This is a genomic window from Paenibacillus sp. MT124 (genome assembly GCF_058792755.1).
On sequence record NZ_CM179500.1, the window covers coordinates 3,756,834 to 3,776,236 of the forward strand.

The 19,403-nt window shown below is 48.9% G+C and carries 13 protein-coding genes; 1 reads left to right on the forward strand and 12 read right to left on the reverse strand.

Features of this window, described 5'->3' with window-relative positions:
* Window positions 1–95 precede the first annotated feature (95 nt).
* The 10 genes from AC3RCI_RS16925 to AC3RCI_RS16970 form a co-directional block, all read right to left on the reverse strand.
* Window positions 96–1,793, reverse strand: a complete 1,698-nt coding sequence (locus AC3RCI_RS16925) for an RICIN domain-containing protein (protein WP_492529933.1) — start codon at window positions 1,791–1,793, stop codon at window positions 96–98.
* A 210-nt stretch (window positions 1,794–2,003) separates the two neighbouring features.
* The gene (locus AC3RCI_RS16930; protein ID WP_110823077.1) at window positions 2,004–2,948 is read right to left on the reverse strand and encodes a carbohydrate ABC transporter permease; all 945 of its coding nucleotides are present in this window, start codon (window positions 2,946–2,948) and stop codon (window positions 2,004–2,006) included.
* Window positions 2,949–2,965: 17 nt separating this feature from the next.
* Window positions 2,966–3,811 (reverse strand): ABC transporter permease subunit, encoded by an 846-nt coding sequence (locus tag AC3RCI_RS16935; RefSeq protein ID WP_336781857.1) that lies wholly within the window; start codon window positions 3,809–3,811, stop codon window positions 2,966–2,968.
* A gap of 53 nt (window positions 3,812–3,864) precedes the next feature.
* A complete protein-coding gene (locus tag AC3RCI_RS16940) occupies window positions 3,865–6,447 on the reverse strand; it encodes a DUF5696 domain-containing protein (RefSeq protein ID WP_492472564.1) in 2,583 nt (860 codons plus the stop codon).
* A 16-nt stretch (window positions 6,448–6,463) separates the two neighbouring features.
* On the reverse strand, window positions 6,464–7,099 hold the full coding sequence (locus tag AC3RCI_RS16945) for a Yip1 family protein (protein WP_336781859.1): 636 nt from the start codon (window positions 7,097–7,099) through the stop codon (window positions 6,464–6,466).
* A complete protein-coding gene (locus tag AC3RCI_RS16950; RefSeq protein ID WP_492525654.1) occupies window positions 7,083–8,546 on the reverse strand; it encodes a hypothetical protein in 1,464 nt (487 codons plus the stop codon). The genes AC3RCI_RS16945 and AC3RCI_RS16950 overlap by 17 nt, the downstream gene beginning before the upstream one ends.
* Before the next feature lie 15 nt (window positions 8,547–8,561).
* Window positions 8,562–9,437, reverse strand: coding sequence for a carbohydrate ABC transporter permease (locus AC3RCI_RS16955; RefSeq protein WP_076288847.1), 876 nt, complete (start codon window positions 9,435–9,437; stop codon window positions 8,562–8,564).
* A gap of 2 nt (window positions 9,438–9,439) precedes the next feature.
* Window positions 9,440–10,357, reverse strand: coding sequence for a carbohydrate ABC transporter permease (locus AC3RCI_RS16960; protein WP_376035425.1), 918 nt, complete (start codon window positions 10,355–10,357; stop codon window positions 9,440–9,442).
* Between the two features lie 58 nt (window positions 10,358–10,415).
* Window positions 10,416–13,313: an extracellular solute-binding protein gene (locus AC3RCI_RS16965; RefSeq protein WP_492525656.1), complete on the reverse strand. Its 2,898-nt coding sequence runs from the start codon at window positions 13,311–13,313 to the stop codon at window positions 10,416–10,418.
* 112 nt (window positions 13,314–13,425) lie between these two features.
* Complete coding sequence (locus AC3RCI_RS16970) at window positions 13,426–14,781, reverse strand: extracellular solute-binding protein (RefSeq protein WP_336781863.1); 1,356 nt, start codon at window positions 14,779–14,781, stop codon at window positions 13,426–13,428.
* 283 nt (window positions 14,782–15,064) lie between these two features.
* Here AC3RCI_RS16970 and AC3RCI_RS16975 point away from each other — a divergent pair, with 283 nt between their 5' ends.
* Entirely contained in the window at window positions 15,065–15,820 is a 756-nt protein-coding gene (locus AC3RCI_RS16975; RefSeq protein ID WP_336782068.1) for a helix-turn-helix domain-containing protein, read from the forward strand.
* A gap of 195 nt (window positions 15,821–16,015) precedes the next feature.
* On the opposite strand, the gene AC3RCI_RS16980 is transcribed toward AC3RCI_RS16975, so the two are convergent.
* Window positions 16,016–17,638, reverse strand: coding sequence for a response regulator (locus AC3RCI_RS16980; protein WP_492525658.1), 1,623 nt, complete (start codon window positions 17,636–17,638; stop codon window positions 16,016–16,018).
* 3 nt (window positions 17,639–17,641) lie between these two features.
* Complete coding sequence (locus tag AC3RCI_RS16985; protein ID WP_492525660.1) at window positions 17,642–19,384, reverse strand: sensor histidine kinase; 1,743 nt, start codon at window positions 19,382–19,384, stop codon at window positions 17,642–17,644.
* Between the last annotated feature and the right edge of the window lie 19 nt (window positions 19,385–19,403).

Genomic DNA, 19,403 nt, shown 5'->3' on the forward strand with positions numbered 1-19,403 from the left:
CATAAGCATCACAGCGCATTGCACAGACTGAAATCTCAACGTAAAGAGGACCTTTCCGGCAATAACAGCCGTGAAGGTCCTCTTGTGCAATAATGTTAATTGCTAACCGCGATAAATTTCCATTGTTGATTCGTTGCACCCGTGTACGTATTCTGCTGCAACTTGGCACCATCGGATGTGGAAGCGTTTTCCACTTCAATCGCTTTGTTGCTGTTCACGTTAATGATACTCCAATATCCATTCCCCAGATCGTTGACTTTGAAATGCTGTGCGGTCGTGTTCAGATTGCTCATGAGCTGAACCGCTTCACCGTTCGTGAGAGTACCGTTGCGAATATCAATCACTTTGTCCGGTGAGTTCACGCTGGTTAGGGTATAGCTGCCACCGCCGATGGAGGTCAGAACCCACTTCTGAGGATTGCCGCCCAGATCGCTCCATTGCTGAAGCTGAAGATTGTTTTGATTTTGCCCCCCAGGAACGTCAATGACCTTATTGGAATGTCTGGCCACAATTTTGTAGGTTGCACCTGACACTAGCCCGGTTGTGGGTCCACCACCATTTCCGCTACCTGGATACGATTGAGCACGTTCATGGTACCAGTTGAACAGGAATCGTCCCATGGCACTTCGTGAAGCATCGCCATCCCATTTCAGTCCAGCCGTTGGATCGGCAAAAGAGCTGCGCTGCCCCGGCTCAAGAATGAAGCCGTTCATGTGAGCCGCAATACTAACGTTTCCAGCCGCGTTGAAGATGGTTTTGGTATTGGTACCGAAACCTTCGTTGCTGCCATTAAACAGGTTCCAATAGGCCGAATCACCAGGCTTGTTTTTAAACCAGGTTACTTCCGTGATATTGATCGGATACTTGTCTGCAGCTGCTTTCACATTGGTATTCCACTGATCTTGCAATATGGAGAAGTTATCGTACGCGCCGTAACCCGGATACCAGTGAACCGCATATCCGTAGTTGTTCAGGGGATCCGTCAATGGATGGCTTGCCGTCAGACTGTAGAACTGGTTATACCCCAGACCTGCAGCCCAGATTACGTTATCGGCACCCTGGTTACGAATCGTGGAGATGATGGAGTTCTGGAAATTGCGCAGATCATTCCAGTGATCCACAAAGTCATTCTCCCCGTTGTATCCGCCCCAATGTCCATTCGCATACGATTTCACTGGCTCGTTAATGAGCTCAAAGTGAACGTTATCGGCACTTTTAATCTCGGGACGAGACGCAAGATATCCCCAGATTTGATTAAATTTCTGCAGGTTGGAAGCGGTGGTTGCCTGGTCATCCTTCAACGTAAAGTCGAGTCCCAGGACGACATACACGCCTTTGGTTTTGGCATATTGAATGTACGGGATAATGACGTTCTGCGTAACGGTCTGCACACCGGCAAAATTATATGTACCCGCCGCCACATCACCCATATCCTCACGATCAATGAACAGACGTACCTGATTCATGTTCCATCCATGATTGCTGCCGTATTTCGGACTTGTGTCCGCAAATGTATCGGTAATGTCTTTCAGGTAAGCCAGGGTAGCTGCATGACGATTGTTGCCGTGCAGATTAAGATAATAATTGCTGTTCTGATACGTCCAGTAGGCACCTGAAGGTTGATGAAAACCGTTCAGAAGCACAGGCTGATTGTTGCTGTTCACCAGATTCTTGCCACTTACGTGAAGCTTGCCCATAGGCATGCCAACCCACGCCTCTGCGCGGCTTCCTCCCCATGGAGCAATCGTAATCAGTAAAGCCAAAACGAGTAAAAGTTTACAAGACATCCACATCTTTTTCACTTTATATCCTCCTGTCATGATCGATTGCTTTTCCTCAATGCAATATCCGATGATTGCAGCAAAATCTACGAGTAGACTAAGCTTCAGTTGGCGCACGCTTCCGCAACCCGTTCCATACGTTCAGGCGCAAGACTCCTCCTCCTCCTCTCTTCAGATCGTATCGATCTGTTTCGGATCTTTCTTCATGGTTAGCCTAACGTTTTAGCCAACGATTCCTGTACGTTCTACACTCTCCACGAAATAACGCTGCACGAAGAGATAGATGACAATCAAAGGCAGAATGGCAAGCAATATTCCCGTATCCTGAATCATGCTTAGATAAAAAGGATCCGCCTTGGAGGCTCCATCACTTACTTGTTGGGCCAGATTATACGGAAGCGAAGACAGTTGGGTTGACATGACCTTACTTGAAGTCAGATACGTGGTCGTGTAGAAGCTATCATTCCACTGCCATACAAAGGAAAACAGCATCACGGTCACCATGGATGGAATTGCATTCGGGAGCATAATTCGGGCAAAGGTCCGCCCAATGCCTGCCCCGTCCACATATGCAGCCTCTTCCACTTCCTTCGGAATGCCGCGGAAGAACTGACGAAAGATGAAAATATACAACCCGGCTTTAAGCGAATTGGCCGTTATGGCGGTCAGAATGAACGGCCAGTAGGTATTCAGCAGGTTCACCGGTTTGCCGGTAATCAGTGTCATCAAGCCCATCAGGTCGAAGCTTTTCAGATTCAGATACACCGGAATCAAAATCGTCGTGGGTGGAACGAGAATCGTGAGAATCACGCCTGCGAACAGCAAATTGCTCCCCTTGAACTTCAACCGGGCGAAACCATACCCTGCAAGGGCACAGGACGCTGTCGTTAACAGTGTTGTTGTCGCTGACAGCGCGAAGGTATTGAACAGCGTCGCCCAGTAATCCATAACCCGGATAGCCTGCTGAAAGTTATCGATCGAGAAATTCTGGGGGATCCATACCACCACTGCGGAATACAGGTCACCCTTATCTTTGATGGACGTTGAGATTTTCTGAAATATTGGAAAGAGGATAACAAAGGAAAGTCCAGTAATCAGTACGAACCGAATCACGGACCAGAGCCAGCCTTTCCAGTGTTCCAGCGATAATAATCGAGAAGTCGTCACGCTGAACGTCCTCCTTTCTAATCTTGATAGAAGACTCGTTTCGAGAAAATAATGGATACAATCACGAGAATGATGGCAATCGCCAGAAAATACACCCATGCCATTGCCGAGCTGAGGCCAAAGTCGAATTTCACGAATCCGGTATCCCGGATCAGTTCAGTCATGGCGTTATTGGCAAACGAGTCGATAATGGTGTAGATCGCATTGACAAAGATCAGCGGACTGACCATCGGGAATGTAATCTTCCAGAATGCTTCGTACCCGGTAGCACCTTCCATTTTGGATGCCTCATAGAGCTGAGGCGAAATGGTCTGGATGCCAGCCAAAAAGATCAAAATCTGCACGCCCGACTGGCTGACAATCTGATAAATCCGATCAACGGCACTGCTCAGATACGTTACGATCCATTCGCTCACCCCGGCATCCAACATCAGATTTTCGAGCTCAAATGTACCTAGTGCGCTTCCTCCAGTACTGTTCTGGTTAACAGCATCAATCAAGCTGGTGCTCTCCAGTGACATGATGACACCGGATGCCAAAATAACGGGCAAGAAGAATATGGAACGTGCCACTGCCCGGCCTCTGAACTTCTGGTTCAGGATGACGGCGAGAAACAGGCTAAATATGACAATTAGAGGCACATTGACAAGCACATCGGTAATCGACTCGATCAACGCTCGGTTAAAACTGGTATTGACGGTGAGTGCCTGAATATAATTGGCGATCCCGGTGAATTGAATGGCAATGCCTTCCGCATTGGCCTGAATCGTGCTCATGCTGTAACGCAGCGACGCGAGCAGCGGGATGAAGAAAAATAATACAAATCCAACCAGCCATGGAAGCACGTAGATGACGCCCCACATGGCTTTCTGCTGAGCGTACGTACGACTTCCCGATTTCCATTTTAGGAGTGTCTTCAGAGCTGCTCACCACCAGTCACATAACCTTGGGCTTCCACGGATTGGCCCTCAACCTCTACAGGAAAATCATTATAATTCACGATCACGAAGCCACCGCCATCATAGGTTGTTCGGTACACACCTTCCGCCAATGCTTCATGCGACTGCATGAAACGCCCGGCAAATGGAAGATTGGTCTGATTGACCTCGTTGTACATCTCGGCAGCCAGATCCACCCACTGCTTGTAATTTGCCGCGTACAGATCGTCATAATCGGTCTGTTTGACTACATGATTAGGCGCATTAAACCAGGCAAAGTACGGACTTGCACCGTATTCGATCAGCTTTAGCACATATTGTCTCGGGTTCGTATACGTCGAAAGATTGTATGGAGATCCCGTGTAACTAATATTTCCATGAACCACCAATTGAAAGAATGGAATCTCCTCATCCTCCAGTTTGAACTGGCTGCTGTTCATTGGCGCATCCGTCAGTCCGGTAACATACGGCAGCGCGTAGCCATTTCCACCTTCGGCCACAACGGAGCCTGCCTGCTGTTTGATCTGTTCGAGGGCTTTGGTGACCACGCCCAACGCTTCCGTTCGATCCAGCTGCTTCTTGGGATTCATGTCGCTGTTCAGCTGTTCAGCCAGATCCTTCAGGCTCAGTGAATGCGCTTGCTCTTCTTTTGAAATCGACTTCATCTCATCCAGCATCTCTGTTGTAACCTGATCCAGCTTGTTGGGCGAAAGTACATAGGATGGTGACCTATCCCGATCACGGCGCTGTAAGGCTTGATTCATCGGATACACGACAGCCGGTTCCTGGGTTAACGTTCGTGAAGCCTCTCTATTCGGTTTGAATCCTTTCTTCGACTGCACATTCAGCAGAGCCACATCCGGATAAAATGCGATACCCGCTTCCCGTGCGTAATCACTAAAGTCACGCATACCTTTCTTGCCGCCAATGGCTCCGTCCACCGAAATGGAATCCGGCAGCCGATGGTGCAGTCCATCATTGAACCATCCGGCGTAGCGAACCTGAATGTTGGATACATTTTTCTCCGTCAGCGTGGACAGAATCTGCTTGGCTTCCTCAAAGGTCGTAAGCGCCTCTGTCGAATCATAAGGAATCCCCAGCATATGCTGCCTGGTTGTCATCCCGCCGAACAATTTCAGATAAAATGGAATGCCGGCCTGTTCTTTACCCGCTTGCTGCTCGGGCAGTCCGCCGGTATGTAACAGGTAATTCCGATAGAGTTCGGCCAGCCCCGAATAGGAAGCCTTCTCCCCGCCGACAAAGGCGTAACGGACAACAAAGTCTGACGCTGTCGGTTTTTTCTGGAATTTGGGAAGTGTTCGCACCATGTCACTTGCCTGAAGCGTTACATCGCTCTTATTCATGACATAGAAGCTTGGATATACGTTGTTATAGCTGTTCAGCTTGCCGCTGATATCCGCATTCACCGTTGCCACAGCGTCCCCTTCCTCGATAATGCCAAGGAAAGCTCCCTCTTTGCGAATTAGACCAAAGACTGGCAACCGGGCTTTGGCTTCCGCCGATCCGGCTTCCCGCAGCTTCATCGTCAAATCCGGGCCATAAATATCTTGTTGATACCCTGGATATTGGAGCTTCCCATTGTTAAAATGGATCAGTGCTCCCGAGCCGTCCGGTACAAATATCGCCCCCTCCTCTTTCATCCCTCCGGCTCCGAAATATTCCAGTACGGAAATGGTGTTGATCGGATATTCTTCCGGAAAATGAATGCCGGATGCTGGAACACGCACCAGCAGATTCTCTCCATCCAATTCATATTCCAAAGTCATCATGAAGAGCCGCGGTCCACTGCGCTCCTGATCAATCCCGTGTTCGGCGTGATCCTGTGCCAGGTCTTCTTCCGTATAACCAGCCGTGTCAAATGCCTTCAGGGCACGGGACAACTGGAGTCCCTGCAGGGCCTTGTCAATTCGAACATAGACACCCTCATCTTTATCTTCGGTATACCCGATTTTCAAGGCGCGTTCTCCTGCCTTGTCGAGCTGTGCTAACAACTTTTGCTCAAATCGTTCCTTGCTGATTTTGACCGGCAAATCTTCAATTGAGCGCTCGGTGCTCCCGAATTGATAGTGAACCCGGACCCCGCTTGGCATAGCCTCGTAGCTAACCTGCTTGTGACCGATACTATCCGTATAAGAATTCACCGTACTGCTCTGACCCTGGCTGTTGAAAAAGCTAAGTCTGGCCTGGGATGACAGAAGATCTTTGTTAATCCCGGCCGCTATCCCGTCCTGCTCTCGATCTGCCGGATTGCTGCGCCAGATCTGTCCGCTCTTTCTGTCCAGGACAGCAATCTCTGCCGTCTTTTCATCGATAAACAGCTGCAAGGCTTCATTCCTGGCAATACCAATCATGCCTTGCAGGCGAGGATCGCTGAAAGAAGATTTCAGTTGTTCTCCGGGAGGCAGGGAGGGAAGATCGGCCTGATCTACAGCTGCTGCTGCCTCACGAGCTTGCGGTGATAGCGAGAACTGGCAGCCACTTAGAAGCAGACTGCCAATCAGCAGCATTCCGGTTATTTTTTTTGCTACAGCATATTTCACTGGATGTCCTCCTTCCTTAGCCCCGAAGCACGATTTCTTGATAGATGGTTACGACAAACGATATGATCTGCTGCACAAGACTGAAGAAAAGCAGGCACAGAAAAGCCATAAAAGCCATGGCTACGAGGGTAAGCAGCATCGTAAGCACCGTCTTAGCCGGTGTGTACTGATGAACGGTCATGTTGCCTACGAATAACAGATACACCGTCCAAGCCACAGCAAGTGCATTGGAGAAATAATAAAAGGCTGTCTCCTGCGCGGAAATGACGAGACTCAGCCAGATCCACGGGAAATGAATCAGGAGCAGCGGCACCAGTGCAAAACACGTCGACATGAAAATCTCCGAAAACTTGCCTTCCCCGTCCATCAGGGTCGTTAACGACCAGTTGGCAACACACCAGAACAGTACCGGGATCATGACATACAACACTTCAAGCAGGCTGTTCAGATACTTGGGATTGTTAAAATTAATGAGAAATCCGCTGTACTGGGCATGCAAAATCTTGGTAACTGTCAGCAGCAGCATGATCATACAGGCAATCAGCAATGTCGTTCGTTGATTACGTTCATATTTCAGTTCCCAGTACCCATCGAACGGGTGAAAGATGAGGTGCATCGGATACTTGTAAAGCTGCTTACTTGGCGCTTGCATTTGTTGTCCTCCTTTTCTGCCTGCGAATGATGACGACGGTAACAAACGCAGCAACAGCAAGGAATAGACCGGACATCATCCACGAAAAATGCTCACGCATCAGCTCCTTGCGGAACAAGAGAAAAGCTTTGGAGTAACCCTGCCGCTCCATGCTCCGTTTGAAATATTGCGCAGATTCGGCGTAATCCTTCTGGCGAAGCAGCGACTTGCCAATACCCGCATAGGCATACTCCAGATTCGCATTCATCTCGGCGGCCTTGGCGAACAGCACCGAGGATTGATCTTCATCCCCGTTGTAATAACTGCGCACCGCTTCGTGCAGCGTACGCCCGTATTCCGTGATCTCGAATACCGTGATCTCACCGAGCGCCTTATCCAGCACAAGTATTCGGTCTCCTGCACGTTCCAGTGCAACTGGTGTGTTAAACTGTCCCAACCGATTGCCTATCCCCCCAAAAATATGGAGCAGGTATCCATCACCGTTATAGGTGAATATTCTCCCTCTGTTGGAGTCAAGCACCGAATACATGTCACTGTCTCCCACGTCTACATCAATCAGGCGCGATGGCCCTGCTTCATTCGTGTACATCAGATCACCTTGTGGGTAATGATAGCCTTGTCTGCGCAAGATATCGGTCCCCTGGGCATTCAGCTTCTTGATTGGATCTTTGCCGCGGTCACCACTTGTGGCATAGATGAATCCCTCTTCATCCATATCCAGGTTGGTGAATTCCGTCGGCGTGAACATGACCATCTGACTGCGCTGCTCGCGCGTGGCAAACCGTTTCCACAAATACTCTACCGGGTCAACTTGAACCCTGTTCGCTCCGATAAAGGAGGAAAATGTACCGTCGGCACTGAACTCCATGAATCCGTCAAATACACCCGCTGCCATGACGTAAATGCGGTCTCCTTTATCCATGACAACCCGAACGGGTTTGAATTGAAAATCCGCTTGTAACAGATCCGATTTCGGCTCTTCCACAACCTTGACCAATTGGCCTTGTTCATTCAGATGAACGACCCGTTGATTGTCGGTATCCGCAATGAGAAGATCCCCTTTTTCACTCACATACAGCCCTTGCGGATTATTGAATTGCTCCTTCTTTCCCTCACGTTCAAAGGAATCAATCGTCCGGACCAGCTTCAAATTACGATCCATTTCCACAATGCGACCATTGCCGGAATCCAGTACGAACACTCGCTGATCCGCGGTGACATGCATGTCACTTGGTTCTTTGAATGCACCAGCGTTCACTTTTTTTCCAGTAATGATGGACGTGGCCTCGTATGCTGCAGGAGCCGGAACGGAATCGCCCCAGTAGGAATATTGGTAAGCATCCTGCTTGCCATCTGCACTCGCGGGTACTGCTTCTTGGCTGAACCACAGGAGGCAGACCATGCCCATGATGATCCAGCCCTGCTTGTTCCATGTGCTTTTCCGCACCTCGCTGCCTCCTTTCTACTCTTTCATGCCCGAAGTAGCCATCGTCTGCATGACGCTGCTCTGGGAGATGATGAACAGGGTAATCGGTACGATCATTAGCAGCAGTGCTACCGCTGCACCAACTCCCGCTCTCGCTATTCCTCCCTGAACAATCTGGCTGAGCGCGTAATGCAATGTTTTGAGATTTTCACTGTAAATAAAACTTCCACCGTCTGTTCCCCAGAGGGCCGGAAACTGCAAAATCATCAGAGTAAGCCAAGCCGGCTTCACATTAGGCATCACAATACTCCAGAAAATACGGTATTCATTCGCGCCATCAATCTTCGCTGCCTCCAGCAGTGCATCCGGGATCTGTTCCATGAACTGTTTCATCAGGAACAGTCCCAAAGAGAACGCTAGGGACGGCACGATAATCGAAGCATGACTGTTAATCCAGCCGAGCCAGGACATAACCATGTAGTTCGGGATGGCAGTGACATGCGGCGAAAACATGAGGGACAGAATGACAATCGTGAACAATACCTTAGAACCGGGAAAACGATATTTCGCCAGTGGATAAGCCGCCGCAGAGGCCAGAAGGATATGTCCTGCCGTCCCCAGGATCGTAATGAGCAATGTATTGGCAATATAGCGGGATAGCGGTACCCACGAATTGCCCATCAAATTGATCAGATCCGCGAAATTCTCCGTTGTTGGATTGTTCACCCAGAAGCGCGGTGGAAAAATAAACAATTCATCTAGCGGCTTAAATGCGTTGTTAACAGCATAGATGAGAGGTAACACCATAAATGATCCAAACACGGCCAGCAGGGCAAACAGCATCAGGCTGACGGTAAATGACCGATTCAGTCTTTTGGGCATGCCGAACACGGCACGTACTTTGCTGGTCATTGTCATTCACCTATCTTTCTCAGCATTTTTTGCGTCAAGACGTTAGTACCAAGCATCAGTGCAAACAGCACCGTTGCAATGGCCGAGGCATATCCCATCTCGAAGCGAATGGTGCCGAAGTCCATCAAATGGGTAACGACCGTATGCGCTGCATAGTTAACACTTGGGAAACCGGCCAGGGCAATCGAAATTTCGGCTACAGCAAATGAAGCCGTAATCTGCATGACCGCGCCAAACATGAGTTGGGGTCTCATCGATGGCAGGGTGATATACCAGAGCTCCTGCCATCGATTTTTGATCCCATCCACTGTACCGGCTTCCACCAGGGAGCGGTCAATCGTCTGCAGACCTGCGATAAAAGCCAGGAAGCTGGTTCCAAGACTGAGCCATAGCTGAACGATAATGACGATGGCCAGCACGTATCTCTCATCTGCGAGCCATTGGATGGGTTCCAGGGTGACGCCCAGACGCATCAGGAAACCATTCATGTACCCGTAGCTGTCACCGGAGAAGATGATCAGCCAGATGAAAAACACGTTACCGGATATGGATGGAGCGTAGAATACCAGCGTCATGACCGCCCGGATTTTAGGCGACAGTTCATTGATGATCCAGGCAAACAAAAAGCAGGCAATATAACTGACTGGGCCGGTGATAACGGCAAACAGCAGCGTATTTTTCAGAGCAATTAAAAAGACATCGTCCCCCAGGAACAGGCGTGAATAGTTTTGCCAGCCGATAAAACGCGGCAGCTCCAGCATATTAAAATGGAAAAAGCTGAGCCCAAGCGAAATGCCGACCGGTATGACAGTGAACATGAAAAAGATCAACATAAACGGTGCCATCAATACGTAATAGTGTCTGCTGAGATACAGATCCCTCTTCAAAAGGGACCACCTGCCCGCTGGACGCGTATGGATGGCAGGAGCGGCTGCTGTCTTGGTTGTTTTGGCTTGCAACCGTTACCCTCCCTTCCTTCTACTTCAGATTGAATTCCTTGCGCTTTAACTCGATTTCATCATCGATATACAGGACATAGTCCGACAGGGCCTCACGCGGGTTTTCGTTGGCGTTAACCACCTTACGGAATGCATTGTCCAGATGCCTGCCAGTGAAATAACCTCCCGGAAGCTGCGGGATACCTTGTACCCATTTCCATTGTTTCTCCAGATTTTGATAATCCTTCACGGGCCAAGGCAGCTGCTGCAATGCCTTAATATTCGCCGTCGGGTAGCGGGCAGCCGCTCCCATCAGGCCTTCCATTTCTCTTCCGTATTCGATCTGGGTCTGCTCATCGGTCCACCATTTCATGAACTTCCATGCAGCTTCCTTGTTGCCTGCATTTTCAAGCATCATCACGGCGCTGGTCGCACTGGCTACCTCATGCCGTATAGAACCGTCCGGAAGCTCAGTACCCGGAACAATGGTAAAATCCCAGAGGTTGCGAATTTCCGGTGCCATAACCGTCAGCATGTTGTACGTGGTATAATCGGCGATGCCAATCGGCATTTCCCCAGTACGGAACCGGTTTGGAAAGTCTGCCTTGAGCGGAAATTTGTAATTGGTATAGAACTGGGTCCAGCGTTTAAAAGCATCCATTGAAATCTCCGAATCCAGTGCACTCTTCTTCTGATCTTCCGTATAGAAGGTGCCATCATTTTGATACAACAGCATGGCAAAAGTGGAGTTCGGTACAAGGTTTGCATTGTTCAACGTATCCTCGATGGGCAGATAGAACTCCATGTTGTGTTTCTGCAGCACCGCGATGGCGTTATAGACGTCCTGCCATGTCTTCGGCGGTTCAAGGCCCAGCTCATTCAGGATATCTTTACGGTAAAAAAGCATCGGGAAGTGCTGCTGCTCCGGCAGCGCGTAGACCCCGTCATTGTAACGGTAAGGCGTCAGTCCGCTTTCACGGAAACGTCCGGAAATCTCTTCGAAGTCCGGGAACTTGCTCAGATCCGCTGCTGCATTTCTCATCGCATAGTTCACGGGTATGTCCTCACCCATCTGCATGGCCACGTCCGGTCCTTCCCCCGAAAGCGTTGCAGGCAGCAGAATGTTGGGCGGAACAAGACGCAATTGTACCGAGACATCGGTATCCGGGGTAAACGAATCATCGATCAGACCCTTAAGCACCTGGGCTTGGTCCCGTCCAGTTGTAATCCAAACGGTAATCGCGTCTTTCTTTTGCTCCACGTTGCCGATACTGTCGTAATCTTCCGTATAGGAGGCCACATAGGCTCCCAGTTCATGCTTTACTTGCTGGATGGCCGAAGAATTTGCATCCGGCAGTGACCCACCTGGCTGGGATACGACAAGGTAATCCATCGTAATGGGCTGCTCTCGTACGGTCAGAATCCAGGTGCCAAGTCCGCCCACGTTAATCTTGAATGTATCCAATCGTTTCGGTACCGTCTCGGGTCTGGCCACCATATCCTTAAGCTGAACGACCATTGCATTCAGAATCGCGACTTTATCGCTCTGCTCACCCGTGGCCTGCTCCAGATAGGTTGCTACCGAGCTAAGTGTATCCGCCTGTCGTTCAAACACCTCGGTCATCTCCGGAATACGCCGTTCGAGCTGATAGTCCCGCAGCGGATCGGGCTGGTTCGAAGTAATCATTAATATTTTGCGGTACATCTCGTTCAGTTCCAGCACGCTGGACTCCACCGTACGGAGCAGCGGGGCAATATCACCCAGTGTGACCGTCATCCGAATACGGTGTTTCCCTTTTTCAAGATGGAACTGATAGGGCTGTTCTTCTCCGGCTCCAAGGACTTGCGTTTGCCAGGAAGGACTGTAATTAAAACGAATGCGTTTCATTTCCTTGAACGGTACCTTGCCGTCAATGGTCAGACTGCGGGTGGCATAAATGCCGCGCAGTTGGTCCTGCTTCACCTTCAGCGCGAGCTGATATAACCCGTCTTCCGGCACGTCGATCTCCCACTCAATCCATTCACCAGGCAGCTTCCAGTTTATCCCTCCAATGGCATTAATCCGAATTTTCGAAACGTGATATGGCTCCAGTGAAGGACTGGATCGATCCGAGATGGGTGACAGTGTCGGCGAGGACTTGCTCGCTGCCTGCTCTGCCTGAACCTTCAACATGACAGGCTCAGCCGGTTTCAAGCCACGTGTCTCATAACTTGCCTGCAAATCCGCATAGGAAGGGACGTCCTCTTCCTGATACAGTTCGATATAATCAATGGCCATGCTCTCTCTTAGCGAGGTGAGCCTTAAATCCTGTTTACCCTTTTCAAAATAAAATTGGAACGGCTCCTCGAAGTAACCTGCGCTATCCCTGAAGGAAGCGAGCTGCCACTCGGGCTGTTCCACCTGTCTCGGCCTGAGATCGTTGCCACGGTCATCCCGCCTGATGTCTTCTTCCCGATTGCCCCACACCCTGTCGAACAGCAAGACGTCAGCACCCCTGAATGGAACGTGCCCGTTTAGCTCCAGCCTGCGTTCAATCCCTGAACTCTTGCCTTCAACGGGATAATAGTGGATGCGGACATGGTACAGACCACTCGCTTGAACGGGCACATCCCAGCGAATGCTTCCGGTTTCAGGCGTAATGACGGCTTTGCCATCTAATCCCTCATATCCCTGTACAACTTCGAATGCTCCGCCTTCCGCCTGAACATAAGATTCACCTTCAATTCGTATGACGTTGTCCGGCTTGGCGCTGCTGGCATGCATACTCTGATAATGTTCATAGCTGCTTTCATCGTCCGTGTTCGAGACCGCTTCAAAATCTTCGAGCGCATGTACCGTTCCCGTGCTTTGATCACGCGATGGATAGATCGTCCAGATCGAGAACACTAAGGCCAGGACAAGCACCAGAATCAGCCCCATTTTCTTACGTGACCGCATGTTCGAATGTATCCCCTTTCCTGTAAGCGTAGCGACCATAAAACGGTTGACTAACTAATCCGGACAGACCGCACCGATACGGATACGTTCTGCCCGTGTATAGTGTAGGTGCTTATTTATATACCTCATCAATCGCTGCCTGGAAGGGAGCCTTGTATTTCTCAATCAGCGTAGATACGGATACGCCCTCTTTAAGCTCTGCATCAAAGTCCCAGAATGGCAAGGACGGGAATGTATTATGGTCGAGTACAAGCATGCCCTCTGCAACCTCTCTAGCGTTATTGATGTCTGCCTCATCCGTCAGGTGTGTCTCCAGCGTGGATTGGCCGGGATACTCGTAGATCGAATCAATCTCGTTAATTTTCTCCCAGATGTACATCAGTTGTTCCGGATTCTCCACCGCTTTAGGAATTGTAATTGCCTGGTAGCGTGATTCACCGGAGTGATACGCCGAAGCACTTGGTCCTTTGGGAAAAGGTACAAAGCCGATATCATAATCCTTCATATCCGTCATAATGCCTTCTACCTCGTACATTGCTCCTGCGTACATCAGTGTATTACCTTGACGGAAGAAGGTGGATGGTTCTGTCCAGTCGCCGCCTTCTGAAGCTCTGCCGACTTTCTCGGTTGCCATTTTGGACAGGAAGTTCAGCGCTTCTTTGGTCTTCGGATCTTCCAGGTTCTGCTTATCTTCTTTGGTCAGAGAAGCTTCGTTGGAATACAAAACGGGTTCAAGAAGACCTGTCTGAGCAAGTCCCCACGTATCCAGCTTGCCATCATTGTTTCGATCCTTGTTTGCTTCTTTTGCAACGCTGAGGAATGTATCCCAGTTCCATTCATCGGCATCCACATATTCCTGCAATGGCTTCAAGCCCAGTTCCTGCATAAGGGTCCGATTGTAGAAAATGCCGTTAATAAATGAAGATTGATCTTCGGTAAACCCGTAGCCCTTGCCTTCGTACTGCATGTATTCCTTGGTCGTTTTCTGGTTGAATACCTTGTCGTTTTTGATATAGTCATCCACTGGCCACAACAGATCCTGTTTGGTCAATGCGGGGATGGCGTAATCCTTACCGAGCCTTACAAAGTCCCCAAGCGGTTCACCTGCCATCAGGGAAGCCACCACTTTCTCCTGATACTCACCAAAGTCGATGGAAACATATTCGATGTTAAAGTTGTGTTTTTTCTTCAGTGCTTCCAGATTTTCGAGGCGCTGAATATTGTCCGGGTTATTGTCCTGAATCTCCATATCCCACCAAGCAACCACTTTGATGGTCCGGCCGCCCATATCAAAATCCATTTCCGGCGTGGAGTTTTCATTCTCGGGCTCCGTTTCGGCAGGTTGTTGCTCCTCCTGAGGTGCCGGTTTCTCCGGTTCAGGTTGTGCGGTTGGCGTAGAACTGCATGCAGCAATTAGTAGCATGACCGCGAATACCAGGCTCAGCAGCATAAACTTGTTTTTTCTCATCGTCTTCCCCCCTGATTGTCGTTTGCTCCCACAGTGTATCTCTCGGATGAAAGCGCAAACAACCCGATGAAACTTAGATATTTACCCTGTCAAATTATAGAAATGCAGGATTTGAAAGAGATACGCTGTCTTTTTAATGTGAATTGGTAAAGAAATGCACTGTCTGAAAAAAGTTGCACATTGTATGCGCTTTCTTTTATTCCCATAATAAAATTATGCCTTTATCCAGAGATGAACCGCCCGAACGAAATTCAGGAAGGTGAGGTCATGCTTCTTGTACAATATGCTGCTTGTCGATTACAGTCGCCGTTGGTGCAGAGAACTTCAGCATCTGCTGAACCATAACAAATCGCAGTATGTGATCGGTGAATGTGTCCATTCTGCTCCTGCAGCCCTGACTGCTTTGTCTGAAAGGCAATTTGTCATTGTTGTTGTATTTACGGAGCAGTATGATACGGCTGGGCTGTGGTTATGTCACCACATACGGAAAACCAGTGATATTCCAATCCTTCTACTGGGTGGAAGAGATCACTACCGACTTGTGCGGAAAGCACTGGCTTATCAGGTAAATGACTATTTGTCTGGTCCAGTCCGTCCCTCGGATCTGCTGAACAGTTTACTTGGCATGCAGAGCAGGCTGAGCTCTGAACCAGTCAAACAAAGTATGCCTAGTAAATCCCCTATTCCAATCTACGGAAAAGCAATGAACTCCAGTCATGTCATCCGCCTTGTCAAAGCCTATATCCGGGATCATCTGGGGGATGAAATCACGTTAAGGAAAATTTCCGATATGCTGCATTTCAATTGCGCCTACCTGGGCCAGAAGTTCAAGCTGGAGGAAAATATGTCTTTCACGGATTACTTGCTTCAACAGCGTATGGAGAAAGCCAAGCAGCTTCTATCCTCAACCCGTTTGCGAATATACGAAATAGCTATAGAGGTCGGTTATAAGGATATTGATTGGTTTTACAAAAAGTTCAAATCGTATACCGGTTCAAGTCCCAATGCCTACCGGAGACAGAAAACCCATACGGCATAGGTAGGAATGAATCTGTTTACTATTTGGAACTCTTCCAGTCAAACCAAAAACGCAGGAGCATCTGCTCCTGCGTTTTTATCATATCCGGATCCTTATGACATCTGATGAAGACAGTTAACCTATCGTAAATGTACAAAAGCATACTTGAATCTTGTAACCTGTCCCAGCCATTCATGTCTGTTTCTTACATAGCCACTATCGAACCAGTAAGGATTCGCGATATTCCTGCGGCGTCATACCTGTCAGCTTCTTGAATAGACGAGTAAACGAATGAGCTGCTTCATAACCGACTTGCAGCGCGATCTCCCGTACCATAAGATCCGTATGGGCCAGCAGCTCCTTGGCTCTTCGAATGCGGCAATCGTCAATAAACTCGGACAAGTTGATCCCGGTTTCCTGCTTGAAGAATCGGGAGAGATAGGATGGGTTGAAATGATTCAATTCAGCCAGTCGGACCAAGGATAAATCCTTCTCCAGATTATTTTTGATGTATGTGCATATCGTTTGGGTCACCAAATTAGCCCGTTCCGCTTCATTGGCCTGTTTGAATTGAACCAACTGATCAGCTGCCTGGTACAGGTTGTGTACGGCCTCCCGTATACTTCGATAATCTCCGTGATGAAGAAGGCTTCGCTGATCAGGGATCTCATGCGGAAGCCCCCAACGATTGAATGTGGTGTACAGCATCAGTGCCAAGTGATAGTACGTCTCCATCGCTCGCTCCATAATCATGTCCTGATGCAGCAATTCATTGATCAGCTCTTCAAAGACGTCATAAAAAGACTGGAACCTGCCGGTTTCCAAATAACCGATCATTAGTTCGATTCGGCTTGAAATGCGCAAATAATCCTTGGAAGCTCCCACTGCAGTTTCTTCGGTTTTATCTGTTAACACCATGGATATCCCGTCCCCGATCTTCATCCATTGCAGGAGACGCAAACGTTCGTATTGTCTAGGAATTTGGGACCATGGACAGCCCTGTCCGCTTAATGCAAATGCAATGGATACACCTAATGAGGACTGGCAAGCTTCTTGTACAAGTTCCAATGTCCCTTCGACATAGGTGACAAAATGATCGTCCGAGCTGATGTTCTCTCTATTCGGTTGAATCAGCCAGACCGCATCGCCATAATGATCGGTTACGCTGGCAGATATCGCATGTTCACGAATAAGCGAAGAGCCGATCACTCGAATGGATGCTTGAACATGTTCGAGATCAGCCGGGTTTACAGGCATTGTGTTAAATCGTCCAAGCACCAGGTACACCGGGGAATCGGCTTGCAATTCAATGTTTCTTCGAGTCAGTTCAGCTTGGATCTCATCTGCTGAACCGGCCGGCTTACACTGCTGAAGCAGCTTACGCACATATTCCTCCTGCTGCATAGCGGCTAATCTGGAAGTGATCTCATCAGACTGTTCCAGCACTTCATTCATGGTATGACTTTGCCGAATCTCTTGGATCACCTGTTCGACGACGGACATCACTTTGTCATAGCCCTCCGTTTTGAGTAAATACCTTACGTTGCCCATTTGAAAAGCCTTGTAGGCATAATCAAAATCACTGTGTCCTGTCAAGAATATAACGCGGCATTGTGGCCATCGGGCCTTAATCTCCTCGGTCAGCTCCAGGCCGCTTGTTCCCGGCATGCGGATATCTGTCAGTACAATGTCTATCCTGGAGCGCCGCATCCAAGATAACGCCTCCGCAGCAGAATAGGCTTTGCACACGTCAAGGTTGTCTGGCATATATCTGGCAAACGTCTCATACAGACTATCCGTGATAATCTCCTCATCGTCCACGATCAAAAGTCTATACATTCGTTATTCGTCTCCCCTTCCTTCCGCCTGAATCCGAACAGCGACCCTTAGCCCCTGCAGCTCACTCCTGGAGAGAAAAAGACCGCTTTTTTCCCCATAGGTCAGTCTAAGGCGCCGGTGTATATTCATTAATCCGGTCATTTCATCTGTACTTGTTTCATTCAGCAGCCGCTCCTGGAGGAGCTTAATATCTTCCATGCGCAGCTCGTTTCCGTTGTCTTCCACGACAAATTCGATATAGGATTCCTCCATATAGAAATGTACGCGCAAGAGACCTGTATCTGTATTTTTTTCAAGACTGTGCTCGTAAGCATTCTCAATAATCGGCTGAATAATCAGCCTGGGCACCTGAATCTGTTCCATCTCCAGGGGTACCTGCCCGAAGTCCACCTTGATGCGTCTGGAGAATCGCAGCTGCTGAATTTCCGTATAGATTCTCGAATGCTCCACTTCCTCCTTCAAGGGAACATGATCTGTCCCGTTTCGGGTGATGAAGCGGAAGTACTCGCCAAGCATGTTCGTAAATTGTTCAATGCGATCCGTATCTCCTGTTCTCGCCAGGGAATTTAAAATAAAGAAGCTATTGTACAGAAAATGCGGATTAATCTGGGATTGAAGCTGTCTTAATTCTGCCCGCTGCATCATCATGGTCATTTTGAAATCACGGTCAATCAGCTGCCGAAGATTTTCGATCATAAGATTGAAACGGCTGTACAAAAAACCGAATTCATCTTTTCGATGATGGTTGATTGGAATGTCCAGCACGCCTCCCTCCATTTTCTTGAACCTTTTGACAAGCAGCAGCAGCGGCATATGGATCAGCTTGTAGCTGGAATACAGATACGCTGCAATGGCGATAAATGAAGTGATGGCAAAAATCCAGGCCCATTGAACAAATCTGCTGAGAGGTTTAGTTACGATTTCCTCCGGCAAATAGGTGGCTACGGACAAGCCCAGCGTACTTATATGAAGCTGGTTCACATGATACACGGTATCGTCCACACTCACCTGAAAGTTGGTTTGCGAGTTTGTCAGGCTGGACTTGCGGTGACTGGACAGAATGGCATCACGCCGCTGGTCCGAGATGGCAAGCCCCGTTTTGTCCTCGATCAGCAATGTTGCACTCTCGGGATAAAGATTAAGCTGTGACAATTCATTCTGAACTTCCGCGTTATCCAGTTCCACTTGGACAACAAACAGCGGATCCTCACCTCTTTGGCCTGTTAGTCTAACAGCGCTAAGATTCAAGCTGTCACCTTTCACAGTAAAGCGAATCCCTTTTTCTTCTCGAGTTGAACTAAAGTAGCTAAAGGATTCCTGATCAAAGTCATCAATGCCCTGCACGGCCGATACGCTCTTGTTGACCGAAGGGATATGTACGTAAACGTTCCGGATGTAAGCACTGCTGTTTTTGAAAGCAGCCAATCGTTCCGATAAATAATTCAACGTTTCACGTCGTTCCACTTGATCCATCATGTTCCATAGAATGGCAAGCCGGTTCAGTTTGCGATCTTCCGCGATGTCGAACTGCTGCAGTTCCATCCATTCGATCTCCCTGTTCAGCTCCATGGCAAATTGGTTCAAGCGCCGATCAGTCGACAAGGATATTTCCTGGCTTGCCGTATCGTAACTCCAGTGATATAGATATACCCCAAGAAGAATCAGCGGAATGACAAAAGCCAGGTAAGTGATGATTAGTCTTGCAAATATGCTGTTGAGCCACGACTGGGCAGGGATCCTAAACAACCCTTTCACCTCCTGTAAG